This is a genomic window from Clostridium sp. (assembly GCF_050717515.1).
Lineage (GTDB): Bacteria > Bacillota > Clostridia > Clostridiales > Clostridiaceae > Clostridium_AD.
The window spans coordinates 37,820-52,125 of the sequence record NZ_JBOITL010000026.1; the positions used below are offsets into that span (position 1 = coordinate 37,820).

A 14,306-nucleotide genomic window follows, 5' to 3' on the forward strand; every position below is an offset into this window, starting at 1 on the left:
TTGGGGGGATTTCTATGTATTATATTATAATGATACTACTATTTCTAAAGCCAAGCATAAAAAAGGAACATGTAAGTGAGCAGATTGCAAGAGGAATAATGGGTCTTATTTTTAGTTGGCTTTTATTTTATGTAGTATGCGTTGATAGAAGTATTTACTTTATCATAGCAACGCTTTGGGTGCCAGCTATTTTTCAGATGAGTATATTAATGGGGTCAAAGGGCAAGAAGAAAGGCAAATTTGCAGGTGCAATGTGTATCTTGTTCTTTTTGAGTATTGGATATAATTTGTATCCCTTTATTACTGCGGGAGCTAGCACGCTTGCGAAGGCAGTGCCAGTAAAGGAAAGTAGTGAGGGTATATCAAAAGCGGATGCAAGCCACATAATAGTTATATCACCAGAGACTGCCTATTATGAAATGCAAAAAATGCTTGGAACTCTTCCAAACCCAAGTATTTATAGCATAGGTCAACTAGGGGTTACTATGACGAAGGAAGGAGCTTGCTATGTTGCACCTATAGAGGTGGATGGAATTTTTAGAGCACTTACAAATAGTGAAATTCCTGGAGCAATATATGTTTCCGCAGAAAAGCCTGAAGAAGCAAAAGTAATTAGTGTACCATCAAAAATAGCAGAATCACTTTTGCTAGGAAAAGATTTAAAAAGGTATTTAAGACAGCAAAAACCATCATCAATACTTTTTCAGGCTAATGTAGAGCTTGATGATGCTAATAATCCACACTATGTAGGTAGTTATGGTCATTATAAATTCGGAAGAAAGTTTCCTGTAATTGATGGTGTTCTGCTTTATTCTTTTAAAGATGGTAAAGTTGTAGATTATAGTGTAGATAAAGTACCGGCGTGGGTTGATGAGGTTCATCCTTCGGATGTCTGTGAATTATATAATGAATACTTTGGTACTTATAAAAGTGGATTATTAAACAAAATTATAGCTAAAAAAGGTGTTCATGTACCTACAGCTTGGCAAGGGGAAACACAGGTTCAGGGGCTTGTGGTTAACTCTAAAGAAGTAACAGGAGTAATTGATACTGATGGTAGAATGAAGTGGTTTACAGATCACACTAATACATCTAATGATTCTACTACTATGACAGGATATTCCCTAATGGATATGAGAAGTGGAAAAATGATTTATTATAAAACGCCAGGGTATATAAATGGGAAAGGTGCTATGAATGCAGTGGATAAAGCTCTTGGTGCAAATAAAGCTAATTGGGCTCCAGTTCAACCACTATTTTATAATATTTTTGGTTCGGAGGCTTGGGTTGTGCCTGTAGTTAACAAAAATGATGGGGCACTAGTCAAAATAGGAATTGTAGCTGCTAAAAATAGTTATGTAGTACTTGAAGAATCTAAAGAGGCAGCAATAGAAAGCTTCAAGAATGCTATATCTTATGGTAAGACAAAAGACGCTTCAAGTAAAAATGCCAATAGCATAAAGGCGCAGGAGAAGACGGCACGTGGCAAAGTTTTAAGAAAAAACCCTGTAACAGAGGGGGGAAATACTATTTTCTACGTAAAACTAGTAGGTAACAATACTATATTCATGGTTACTAAATCTGCAGGAATTGATATAGTGTTAACCAATGAAAATGATGAAGTGGAAATAAAATATCTTGATATTAAAGATAATAATGTGGTTTCCACTGTTGGCTTTAAAAATAGCAATCTTAAATAAAAAGGTGTCATCCACGTTGCAAGTGGCAAACTTGAAAAAAATAAACTTCTATGATTGAAAATTTTCAATCATAGAAGTTTATTTATTCAGTCTTTTTTAGAACATAATAGGAAGGAACCATATCTCTCAGTACATAATCTCCACTTTTCCATTCAAAGAACATATAAGTTGATCCGTTGATTTCCTTAAGAGTATATGTACTAGCAGTGTTCTCGCCAGGATGAATCACTACCCCTTTTGTCCATGATAGACATGAATCATTCATTTCGCCATTTTCTTTAAAGGTTAAATTTTTTAGAAATAAATTCTCTTTCCAATTTTTATTATTAGGGTTAAAGTTAGCTATTTCTGTTACAAAATCAACACTGTCCCATTTCCCGATAACGGTAGCATCATCAAAAAAAGGAAAATGGGTATTATCTACCTTAATAGTTACACCTGAATCAGATACAACTGACTTTGATAAAATTTTAATATTTTGCTGGGCTTTAGCATCTGTCAATATAACACATGCAAAGAGAAAAAGTACAATAAGAGAAATAATAGAAAACTTACAAGAATCTTTTTTAAAGGATTTAATGAGAATAATTCGCTTCTTAATTTGAGATTTATTTTCAATCATTCCTGAAATTCCAGCAACTTTAGGTAACGCATGGAAATTTGAAAATAGATTGATGATTGCATGTCCATATTCTTTAGTGTTATTTGGAGTTATATAAGAAAGAGTTGTAGCATCACAACATAGTTCACGGTCTTGGCGCATTTTATAAAAAGCATACCATATTAATGGATTAAACCAGTGAAATATACAAAGTAATCTAATCAAATAATTTAGAATAGTATCTTTCCTTTTGAAATGACAAAGTTCGTGTAAAAATACATAATGAAATTCATTAATGCTTATTGTATTAGTAGAATTAATTGGAATTAGTATTTTAGGAGTTATAAATCCTATAATTGCCGGGCTGCGAAGTCCTTCTAATTCAATTATTGGTATAGCTTTTTTTAAATCCATTTTATTTTTACATTCCTCTAGAACATTTAAAATATTTTTGTCTGTAAGTACCTTACTATGAGTAATCTTATAGTTAAAAATAATACTGATAACTATTGTATAAATACTTAACAATAACATACCTGCTATCCATATTGTGGAAAACAAATCATAAAGAGATATTTTTGTGAAAAACGATTTAACATTGTTTAAAATATTTAAAGAGGTATTTTTAGAGAATGTGATATTTTCTTCTGCGGGTGGTGATACAACATTTGTATTATTATCCTGATTCATAGTTTTGATATAAAAATCATTTGTGAATAAAAATGCATTAGTCTTTTGTGTTGCTATAGGAATTATATTAAATATGCTTAGAGAACTCTCATATGTAAAGGGGACTATAAGCTTTAATATAAGTATGAACCATATAGCATAATGGAATTTAAACCCTAATTTATTTTTCAGCAAGGTTTTTATAAACAAAATCATTAAAATCAAAATACTTGCTGTGCATGATAAGTGAAACAAGCGCTTAAAGATATGAGATAAATAAATAATTAATTGTTCCATGGCTAAGGCTCCCGTGAGTCAAGCATTTCTTTAAGTTCACATATCTCTTCCTTGGTTAACTCATCTTCTTCTATAAAATTTATTAACATACTTTTTAGTGTGCCGCTATATATGCGTTTTAAAAAAGATTTACTTTCTGCTTTTACACATTCCTGTTTTGTTAATAATGGATAATAGTAATATACTCTGCCATCTGCATTAAAACCTAATACATTCTTTTTTACTAATCTGGTTATTAGTGTTTTTATAGTTTTAGGCATCCACTCCGTTTTATCTTCTAAGCTTTCTATAATTTCATTAGATGTACAAGGATTGTTTTCCCAGATGGTTTTCATAACCTCCCATTCTGCTTCTGATATTTTCGGTAAAGTTTTCATTGGATACACCTCTTTCTAAAAAAAGATTACAAATGTAGTTCTAACATAATATTACACCTGTAACCAAAAAAAATAAATACAAATATTTAAATATATATATAATTAGGACAATATTTAAGTTATTGACAAAATATATAAATAAAAGTATTATTATACAAAGGATTACAAAAGTAATCCACTATGGGTTGTAAGGGGGAGTTAAAAATGGAATTATTAAAAACAGATTATCTAACAAAAACCTACGGCACAGGTGAAGCATCTGTTAAAGCATTAAAGTCAACAGACTTAGTTATTGAAAAAGGTGAATTCACTGCAATAGTAGGTCCAAGTGGTTCGGGAAAAAGTACACTTCTACATTTATTAGCTGGTCTTGATAAGCCATCAGCGGGTCATGTATATATTAATGGTGCGGATATCTATTCTATGAGTGAAAAAGAATTATCTAGATTTAGAAGAAGAAACATAGGATTTATATTTCAATTCTTTAATTTAATTCCCATATTATCTGTTGAAGAAAATATTAAACTTCCAATTTTAATGGATGGAAAAAAGGTAGACAAGGATTATATAAATGAACTTATGGAAATTTTAGATATAAAAAATAGAAAAACTCATTTGCCAGGAGAAATATCAGGAGGACAACAGCAAAGGGTATCTATAGCAAGGGCACTATCTACTAAACCTTCAATTATATTTGCAGACGAGCCTACTGGAAACTTAGATAGCAAAAATAGTAAGGAAGTGCTAGAGCTTCTTACTATGTCTATAAAAAAATATAACCAAACCCTTGTCATGATAACTCACGACCCCAAGGTTGCGGAATGCGCAGATAGAGTTATAACCATAGCAGATGGAGAGATTATAGGGGACACGAGGGCGAGAAAATGAAGAGTTTTTGGAGTCTTATACCACGCAATTTAATAAAAAACAAAAAGAGAGTTTTCTTTATGGCAGTAGGTATAATATTATCAATTTCTTTAATCATTTCTTTAAGCATAATGCTTGATACTTTGAAAAGTTCTTCTTATAAACGTATGGTAGATGATTTTGGTGGAACATATGATGGATTCTTTTATGCCCCAGATAAAAAAGATTTAGAAAAATTAGATAAAGACCCTGTAGTAGATAAAACATCTAGTGTATTAAAGCTAGGAGATTATAAGGTGCCTAACTCTAAGTACATCTTAGAGGTAAATGGTTTTGATAAAAACATAACAGAATTTATTAATTTCAAAATAATACAAGGAAGATATCCAGAGAGTAATAGCGAGATAGCCATGGAAGATTGGGTATTAAATGCTATGCCTAAAAAATATAAAATAGGAGATAAAATTAAATTAAACTTAACTATAGGTAGGTTTGAAAAATTTAAAAAAGAAGAGGAGTTTACGTTAACAGGTATTTTCCAATATAAATTTAATACCAATCAACTAAAAAATACAGGACTTGCATACATACCTAAAGATTATGCTGAAGTTGTGCTGCCACCAAAAGAGAGATTATATAGAGGATATTTAAATATAAATCCAAAACTGCCTATGGAAGAAAGTTTTATGTTATTACCAGCAACTGATGATTATAAAAACATAGAATTTAATAAGAACAGTAGCAAATCATTTTTATTACAAGCATATAAAAGTATTGATTTTGTAAGCATAATTTTATATATAGTAATAAGCATTGTAGCTAGTGTAATAATTTACAACATATTTAATATGTCAGTAATAGAAAGAATAAGGGAATTTGGTATGCTAAGAGCCATAGGTGCTTCGCCATCAAAGATTAAGATGTTGGTGCTGGGTGAAGGATTAATACTGGGATTTATATTTATACCCCTGGGAATTATTATTGGAAATTTTGTAGTTAAAGGAATTATCATTCTTATGTCTGGATATAAGGATTTTAGTAGGATAATGCATATTCCTAAAAGTGGTATTATAGTTTCTTTTATAGTTGGATTTTTAACTATAATAATTGGTGTTTATTCTCCAGCTAAAAAGGCTTCTGAAATATCTCCAATGGAAGCTATTAATTCAAATAACAATTTGCAATTAAAAGGTAAAAACATAAAGGAAAATTCACGCATGAAAAAAATAATAAATAAAAATTTTGGATTTACAGCAGATATGGCCTACTTGAATCTAAATAGAAATAAAAAAAGATTTATAACTACTGTAGTTTCACTGAGTATAAGTATAATAATGTTTATGCTTGTAAATTATTTGATAAATGCTGCAGATCCAATAAACAGTATTAAAGCTAAAATGGGAGGGGATTTCGTAATATCTGTTGCAGAAGACCAGCCTAATTATTATTTATCTGATAGTGAATTAGATGATATTAAAGATATAAAAGGTATAGATAAAATAGTTAAGTTAAAAACATCCACTTCCTTAATGCAGGTAGAAAAGGAGTTGGTAACTAGCAATGGTGTAAAATTTCTTGCTAAAGCGAGTAAATCATCACAAGAATCAATCTATGATTTTGAAAAACAGCGATATAAGTTTAAAACAGAAATAAGAGGTTATACACTAGAAGATTTAGATAACATTAAGGAGAATATTATACAAGGAAAAATGGATAAAGAGAAGATGTTAAAAGAACCAATGATTATTTTAGGCCAAAATTTAAATTATAGTAATTATACTAAACTAAAAGTTGGCGATAAAATACAATTAAGTTATTGTGCATATGATGAGGATGGAAGATTTAAAGATTATAAAAGTGAAATTTTTACTATTGGCGCTTTGCTAAAGGAAGATTTTAACACTTACGATGCACAAAGCAATAATGTAATAATTGTAAGTGATAAAGTTGCTGAAAAATATCTTAATATTAAGGGATATCAGAATGTAAAAGTTACCTTAAGTAAAAATGCAAATTATGATGAAGTGGAGAAAACATTAAAACAGAGGCTAATAAAACATCGTGGTGCTGGATTGGTATCTTATAAAGAAGCCTTAGAAAAAGCTAAAAAGAATAGTTTACAAGTTTCACTAATAATGTACAGTTTTGTAATTGTAGTAGCAATAGTTAGTATGGTTAATTTGCTTAATATTATGAGTATGAATATACTATTAAGAAAAAAAGAAATAGGCATGCTTAGAGCTATAGGCTTTGGAAATGATGAAGTTAAAAAAATGATAAGAGCAGAAGGGATGTTTTATGGGGTTGCCTCTGGATTTTTGGGAACAGCATTAGGAACAGTGTTATCCTTTATATTATTTGTGCTTGCAAGAAAATCACTTACACAAGGGATGACATGGAGTTTACCTATATTTACTATAATAGTATTATTTTTAGCAACCATTGCTGTTTGTTTATTTTCATCAATGAATGCATCAAGAAAAGTGTTTTCTTCAAGTATTATTGAATCTATAAAGGGTGAAGAGTAGGTTAACAGGGGGGGGGTAGACAATGAAGAGCTTTTGGGGACTTATACCAAGAAGTTTAATAAAGAACAAAAAGAGAACCTTATTTATATCCATAAGTATAATGCTTTCAGCCATGTTAATTACAAGTCTAAGTTTAACCTTATCAAATTATAAACAGCAAAAAATAGAAAACGGTAAAAAACAAAGTGGAGGTCATTATTATGCTTCTTGCACGGAATCAGGAAATTTTGAAAGTATAAAAACATTAAAAAGTGAACCTTCTATAGATAAATTTGGAACTACTATACTAATGGGTTACTCAAAAACTTTTGACACCGAAAATAGAATTGAATTAAATGGTTATGACAAGATAGATACAGAACTTTTAGATTTTAAGCTGGAAGAGGGAGGCTTTCCACAGAAGGATTCAGAAATAGCTTTAGAAAAATGGGTGCTTAATAAATTTAAGCAGGGGCTTAAAATAGGTGACAAGTTAAAGCTTAATTATATATTCACTTATATAAAGTTTAAAGATGGTAAGGAGTCGCCAGGGGTTAAAAGTGGAGAGAAGGAATTTATTTTAACTGGTATCTTAGAAAATAGATTGGATTCAATGAGAGATAAAAATGCTAAAGGGTATTTGACTATAGATAGTGTGAAAAATACCCTTACGCGAGATGAATATAGATATATACATCATTTCACACTTAAACCATCGGCTGATATAAAAAAAACCTTAACAAGTATGGGTGAGATACAAGGAATTTCTATTGATGAGAACTATAGCTATATAAGTACTTTAAATTCGGCGCAAAAAGCAAATATGATTTTTACTTTTTTAGGAATAATAATAATAATAATTTCGGCTATATCTGTAATTTATAATATATATAGTATTTCAGTAGTTGAAAGAATACACGAATTTGGGCTTTTAAGAGCCATCGGAGCAGATACACAGCAAATTGGAAAATTAATATTTGGAGAGGGAATAATATTAGGTTGCACATTTATACCACTTGGAATATTACTCGGCATTATTTCTATGAATGAAATAAACAAATTATTTAGCTTTAGTACTAATTTTAAAGCGAGTGCAGCGGTACCTTTTAGTGGAATTGTGATATCTTTTATAGTATGTTTTATAGCTATATTTGTATCTATATATTTTCCGTCAAAAAAAGCATCAAAAATATCTCCAATGGAAGCAATAAATAACACATCTGTTCAAGGAGAAAAGTTAGAGAATTCAAAGGGAAAGAAAAAAATAGAAGTGTTTGGTAAATTTACAACAGGCATGGCGTATACAAATTTAACAAGGAATAAAAAAAGATTCTTAGTAACTGTTATATCATTAAGTATCAGTATAATGCTTTTTATTACAGTCACAAGTTTTTGTGTATGGGTTGATCCCGTAAAAAACGTAGAGGCGGATATAAATTCTGATTATATATTAACTACCAGCGATAGTGAAAAAAATGCAGGTTATGATAGGAATGTTGTAGGTGAAATATTAGATATACAAGGTATAACTTCGGTTAATAAAAATTTATATTTTAGAGCATCCTTGGACATTTGTGGAGAAAAAATTACAGAATCATACAAAAAAAAATTGAAGGAAGTATCTTTAGAGAATAATAAGGATGATTCCAAAATAAAAAGTAATATTTATAATGTTCCAATAGAATTGTATGGATGTAATGATGATGAATTGAAAGAAATGAGCAAATATTTAGTGGATGGAAAGTTAGATGTAGAAGATATGAAAAATAATAATAAGGCTGTTTTAGTTCAGAATTTTTCAAGTGATAAAAGTACAAATTTAATAGTAAGCGATGAACTTAATATAAAGAGTGCTATGAAAGAGGAGGAAGAATGGAAGCAATATAATAGGAAAGTTTCCATAGGTGCTATATTAAATAAGCTACCATTTCCAACAATGGATCGTGGAATTAATATTGTAGTTATTATTCATGAGGATGTTTTAAAGAATTGGTTAAAAGAAGATAAGTATAGAGTATTAAGAATAAATACAAAAGAAAATTCAGATGAAAATTATATAAAAAGTAGGCTTAACCAATATATAAAAGGTCAAAAAGAAGGGAAGTTAATATGTTATAAAGATCAATTAGAATTTTATAAGAATGCTCAAAGAAGTATATCCGTAATATTATATAGCTTTGTAATTATAATAGCTATTATAGGAATAGTAAATATAATAAACACAATAAGTATGAATATTATATTAAGAAGACAAGAATTTGGAATGATTAGAGCTATAGGTATGGGAAAAGATGAAATAAGCAGTATGATAGTAAAAGAAGGATTATTATATGGAATTTTTAGTGCTATATTGGGAAGTATAATGGGGATTGTGCTACATATTATTTTATACAAAGCATTAAAATATGATAAGGCTGTACAGTGGTTCTTTCCTTGGAATAGTATTTTAGTGGTATTTTCGGCTTCTATGGTTATATGTGTACTGGCATCTATTGCTCCTCTTAAAAGATTACTTTCTACTAGTATAATTGATTCAATTAGAAATGTAGATTAAATCATAAAATTAGGTGATGAATATTAATAACTTCAGAAGGAGGTTTAAACTCCTTTTGGAGTTTATTTTTTTGCCACATGCCACTTGCCACGTGGGTGGCACCATTTTATTTTAATTATTAATCATGTTGGAGGTTTGTCCTTGCATATAGTTAATAATAAAAATAATTCTATCTTAGGAGGTATTAAATGGAATTTGAAAAAGTAATAAAAAATGATAGAGAAGCTAAAATCAAGAGTAAATTTGAAGGAAGCTTTCTAGAGTATTTAGATATAATTAACAAAGATCCTGATATAGCTAAGCTTTCTCATAAGAGGATGTATGACACAATAATAAAAAAGGGCTTTGAAATCCTAAGACCTGAAGAAAATCCAAGAACAAGAAAGATATATGGCAATGATCTAATAAAAAGGTATGGTTTTTTTAAAGAGGATTTTTTTGGAATTGATAAGGTACTTATGAAGATAGTAAGTTACTTTTATTCGGCATCTATGAAGGGAGAGGAATCTAGGCAGGTATTATATTTAGCCGGGCCTGTAGGAGCGGGAAAGTCATCCCTGGTAGAGGCACTAAAGAAAGCCTTTGAAAACACGCAGCCAGTATATATTTTAAAAGGCTGTCCTATGCATGAAGAACCATTGCACTTAATACCAAAACATCTTAGGCGAGATTTTGAGAGAATGCTTAATGTAGAAATTGAAGGGGATCTTTGCCTTGAATGTAAATATAGATTAATTCATGAATACAATGGAGAATATGAGAATTTTCCTGTTACTACTACTTCTTTTTCAATAAGATCAAGAAAAGGTATAGGGGTTGTTCCACCTGTAGATCCGAATAATCAAGATACATCAATTTTAACGGGATCTGTTGATATATCTAAAATGGATATGTATTCAGAGGATGATCCAAGGGTTTTCTCTCTTAATGGAGCATTTAATGTTGGTAATCGTGGCCTGGTAGAATTTATAGAAGTATTTAAAAATGATGTTGAATATCTTCATACCATAATAACTGCAACTCAAGAAAAATCAATACCTTCACCAGGAAAGGGGTCTATGATTTACTTTGATGGTATAATTATTGCCCATTCTAATGAAGCTGAGTGGAATAGGTTTAAGTCAGATCATACTAACGAAGCTATTTTAGATAGAATTGTAAAGATAGAAGTTCCTTATTGTCTTGAGTTAAATGAAGAAATTAAGATTTATGATAAGATACTTAAAAAGAGTAACTTTAAGCCTCATATAGCACCACACACCATTGAGACTGCTGCAATGTTCGCGTTGCTTTCAAGGTTTAAACCTTCAAACAAGGTAGATCCTATAACAAAGTTAAAGATTTATAATGGTGAAGAAATAGTAGAAAAAGGAACTACTAAGAAAATGGATATTAGTGAACTCAGGGAAGAAGCAGGTCTTGATGAGGGGATGCATGGTATTTCCACAAGATTTATAGTAAAGGCTATTGATAACGCTATTTCAAATTCAGAATTTGATTGCATAAATCCACTTGCTATTATGGAAAGTATAATTAAATCAGTCAGGGAAATGGATGTTTCTGAGGATGAAAAGAAAAAATATATGGGCTTTGTTCAGGATACTATTAGAAAAGAATATAACAAAATATTGGAGAAAGAAGTAACTAAGGCATTTATCCACAGCTATAAGGAGCAAGCGGAAAGTTTATTTGACAACTATATCGACAATGCAGAAGCCTTTGTAAATAAAGCAAAATTAAAGGATAGAGCTACAGGTGAGGAGCTTGTGGCAGATGAATCCTTTATGCGCTCAATAGAAGAGCGGATTGGGATATCTGAAAGTTCTTCAAAGGGTTTTAGAAGTGATGTAACTTCTTATATGTTTTATGTGGTTAGAAATGGTGGGAAAATCAAATACGAGTCTTATGAGCCTTTAAGGGAAGCAATTGAAAAGAAACTAACAAGCTCTGTAAAAGAACTTTCAAGAATTGTAACTAGATCTAGAGTTCGCGATAAGGAGCAAGATGAAAAATATAACGTAATGGTGGAACAAATGAAGGCAAATGGATATTGCGATTATTGTTGTGACGTAATACTTAAATACGCAGCTAACAATTTATGGAAGGATTAGTCCTATGGCAATTTTTAGAGACTATAACGTAACACCCATAGATCATGATAGAGCCGTAGAGGATAGAAGACGCCATCGTCAGCTTGTGGAGAAATCTATTAAAGAAAATTTAGCAGATATATTGTCAGAAGAAAGCATTATAGGTCAAGGTAAGAATAAAAAAATTAAAATACCAATAAAAGGCCTTAAGGAATATGAATTTATTTTTGATGAAAATAAGAGTGGTGTGGGAAGTGGAGATGGTAGCGAAAAAAGAGGTCAAGTCATAGGAAAAGAAAAGGCTAAAGGTCAAGGGAAAGGTAGCAGTGGTGCAGGGGAGGACGAAGGTGAAGACATTTATGAAACTGAAATAACCTTAGAAGATGCACTAAATTACCTCTTAGAGGATTTAGAACTTCCTCTGCTAGATAAAAAAAAGTTCTCGGAAATCTTAACAGAAAATAGTGTTAAAAGAGCAGGTTATCAAAAACATGGTATCCAGCCCCGTCTTGCTAAAAAAAGAACAGTAGTGGAGAAGATCAAAAGGCAACAAGGAAAAAGTAAAGCATTAATGGAGTCATCACAGGAAGAAAAGATTGAAAGATTGCCCTTTAAAAATGAGGATTTAAGATATCATAGGGTAAAGCAAGTTTTAAAGAGAGAATCAAATGCAGTAATTTTATGTGTAATGGACGTATCTGGGTCAATGGATACCACAAAAAAATATTTGGCCCGTTCCTTTTTCTTTATACTATCTCAGTTTATTAGATCAAAATATACAAATGTAGAGGTTGAGTTTATCGCACATACAACTATTGCCAAAGAGGTAAATGAAGATGATTTTTTTCATAAAGTTGAATCAGGGGGTACGTATATTTCTAGTGGATTAAATATGGCTTTAGAAATAATTGATAAAAGATATAATCCGGAATATTGGAATGCATATGTATTTTACATTAGTGATGGAGATAATTGGCAAGAGGATAATAAAAAAGCCATAATGGCTGCCAAAAATATTTGTGAGGTGTGCAATTTATTTGGATATGTTGAGCTAATGAATAAATACTATAATTCTTCTATGAAAAGTATTTTTGAAAAAGAAGTAGTTAATAAAAACTTTATATCAGTGGAAGTAAAGCAAAAACAAGATTTATGGAAAGGTCTTAAATACATGCTAAAAAAAGAAGGAGAGAGGTGACAGCGATTTGGAATATATCTTAAAGGATTTAGAAAATTGGAATGAAAAAATTGAGGGTATTGCAGAAAATATAGGACTCGATTTTTATCCTCAAGAATTTGAAATAATAGGGTATAAGGATATGCTGTCCTACGAAGCTTATATTGGAATGCCTTCAAGGTATCCTCATTGGAGTTTTGGAAAATCTTACGAAAAAAATAGCACTGTATATAAATATAATTTAACAGGCTTACCTTATGAGATGGTTATAAATTCAGATCCATGTATTGCATATTTAATGAAAGAAAACACGCTTTTATTGCAGATACTTACTATAGCTCATGTTTATGGTCATAATGATTTTTTTAAAAATAATAGACTTTTTAAAGATGGAACTAGAGCTGCATCTACTGTGGAGATGTTTAAATTTCATGCAGATATGGTAAGAAGTTATATAAATGATCCAAGTATAGGCTATGAAAAAGTCGAAAGAATACTTGATGCAGCTCATGCAATTAAGCTTCAAACCTCTAGGGTTATTGGAGAAAAGAGAATTGAAGAGGAAGTTTTAAAGCAAAGACTTTTAGCTGATTATAAAAATAATAGTGAAGTTCATAGCAGCTTAGATGCTTATGTGAAACTAGCATTTCCCAATTTGAACAAAATACCTATAGAGCCAGAGGATGATCTTCTTTATTTTATAATTAAACATGGTGATATGGAGGAATGGGAAAAGTGTTTATTAGAATTTATTAGGCAAGAAACAGCATACTTTTTGCCTCAAATTGAAACGAAAATAATGAATGAAGGCTGGGCTAGCTTTTGGCATTATAATATATTAAAGCAGCTGGATTTACCAGGCGGACTTTATTTAGAATTTATTAAAAGGCATAATGATGTTATAGCTCCTGGGCATGGCGCAATAAACCCATATTTTATAGGCTTTAAGATCTTCGAAGATATTTTGAAAAGATATGGCAAGGAGAAAATATTTGAAGTTAGAGCTCTTGAACGAGATGAGTCCTTTTTAAGGAAGTATTTAACGCAGGAACTATGTGTAGAGCTTAATTTATTTGAGTATGCAGCTAAGAATGAGGATTATATAATTAGTGAAGTGGCTGATGAGAGTGGATTTAAAAATATTAAAAATACTTTAAGTAGGTCTTGTGGTGTAGGGACTGTTCCATTTATTAGAGTAGAAGAAATGTTGCCAAAGGATAAAACACTAATTCTAGAGCATGTTTTTGATGGAAGAGAATTAAATATTAGCTACGCAGAAGCTACATTAAAGTATATATATGATTTATGGGGCCATACTGTGACTTTAAAAACAACACAGATTGGAAAGGAAATTACATTTGTATGTGAGGATAAGAAGGTATCTATAAAAAAATAATACTTTACGTGGGTTGTTTTGAATTGGGGACGGTTAACAATATTACAGCTAAATAGCATCACCTCAACCTA

Annotated in this window: 9 protein-coding genes; 7 read left to right on the plus strand and 2 right to left on the minus strand. The window is 30.6% G+C overall.

Annotation, left to right across the window (positions count from 1 at the left end; translation table 11 throughout):
- Positions 1–14: 14 nt before the first annotated feature.
- Entirely contained in the window at positions 15–1,700 is a 1,686-nt protein-coding gene (locus ACREV6_RS12185) for a hypothetical protein (protein WP_431578301.1), read from the plus strand.
- 82 nt (positions 1,701–1,782) lie between these two features.
- Here ACREV6_RS12185 and ACREV6_RS12190 read toward each other — a convergent pair whose 3' ends face one another.
- Both ACREV6_RS12190 and ACREV6_RS12195 read right to left on the minus strand, forming a co-directional pair.
- The gene (locus tag ACREV6_RS12190) at positions 1,783–3,267 is read right to left on the minus strand and encodes a M56 family metallopeptidase (protein WP_431578302.1); all 1,485 of its coding nucleotides are present in this window, start codon (positions 3,265–3,267) and stop codon (positions 1,783–1,785) included.
- Between the two features lie 2 nt (positions 3,268–3,269).
- Positions 3,270–3,644 carry a BlaI/MecI/CopY family transcriptional regulator gene (locus ACREV6_RS12195; protein WP_431578303.1) on the minus strand — a complete coding sequence of 125 codons (375 nt, stop codon included), beginning with the start codon at positions 3,642–3,644 and terminating at the stop codon, positions 3,270–3,272.
- A gap of 204 nt (positions 3,645–3,848) precedes the next feature.
- Here ACREV6_RS12195 and ACREV6_RS12200 point away from each other — a divergent pair, with 204 nt between their 5' ends.
- The 6 genes from ACREV6_RS12200 (at position 3,849) to ACREV6_RS12225 (ending at position 14,235) form a co-directional block, all read left to right on the plus strand.
- Positions 3,849–4,532 (plus strand): ABC transporter ATP-binding protein, encoded by a 684-nt coding sequence (locus ACREV6_RS12200; protein ID WP_431578304.1) that lies wholly within the window; start codon positions 3,849–3,851, stop codon positions 4,530–4,532.
- Positions 4,529–7,039, plus strand: coding sequence for an ABC transporter permease (locus tag ACREV6_RS12205; protein WP_431578305.1), 2,511 nt, complete (start codon positions 4,529–4,531; stop codon positions 7,037–7,039). The genes ACREV6_RS12200 and ACREV6_RS12205 overlap by 4 nt, the downstream gene beginning before the upstream one ends.
- A gap of 22 nt (positions 7,040–7,061) precedes the next feature.
- Positions 7,062–9,572 carry an ABC transporter permease gene (locus ACREV6_RS12210; RefSeq protein ID WP_431578306.1) on the plus strand — a complete coding sequence of 837 codons (2,511 nt, stop codon included), beginning with the start codon at positions 7,062–7,064 and terminating at the stop codon, positions 9,570–9,572.
- A 188-nt stretch (positions 9,573–9,760) separates the two neighbouring features.
- Positions 9,761–11,683, plus strand: a complete 1,923-nt coding sequence (locus ACREV6_RS12215; RefSeq protein ID WP_431578307.1) for a serine protein kinase — start codon at positions 9,761–9,763, stop codon at positions 11,681–11,683.
- Between the two features lie 4 nt (positions 11,684–11,687).
- Complete coding sequence (yhbH, locus tag ACREV6_RS12220; RefSeq protein WP_431578308.1) at positions 11,688–12,860, plus strand: sporulation protein YhbH; 1,173 nt, start codon at positions 11,688–11,690, stop codon at positions 12,858–12,860.
- A 7-nt stretch (positions 12,861–12,867) separates the two neighbouring features.
- The gene (locus tag ACREV6_RS12225) at positions 12,868–14,235 is read left to right on the plus strand and encodes a SpoVR family protein (RefSeq protein ID WP_431578309.1); all 1,368 of its coding nucleotides are present in this window, start codon (positions 12,868–12,870) and stop codon (positions 14,233–14,235) included.
- Positions 14,236–14,306 lie beyond the last annotated feature (71 nt).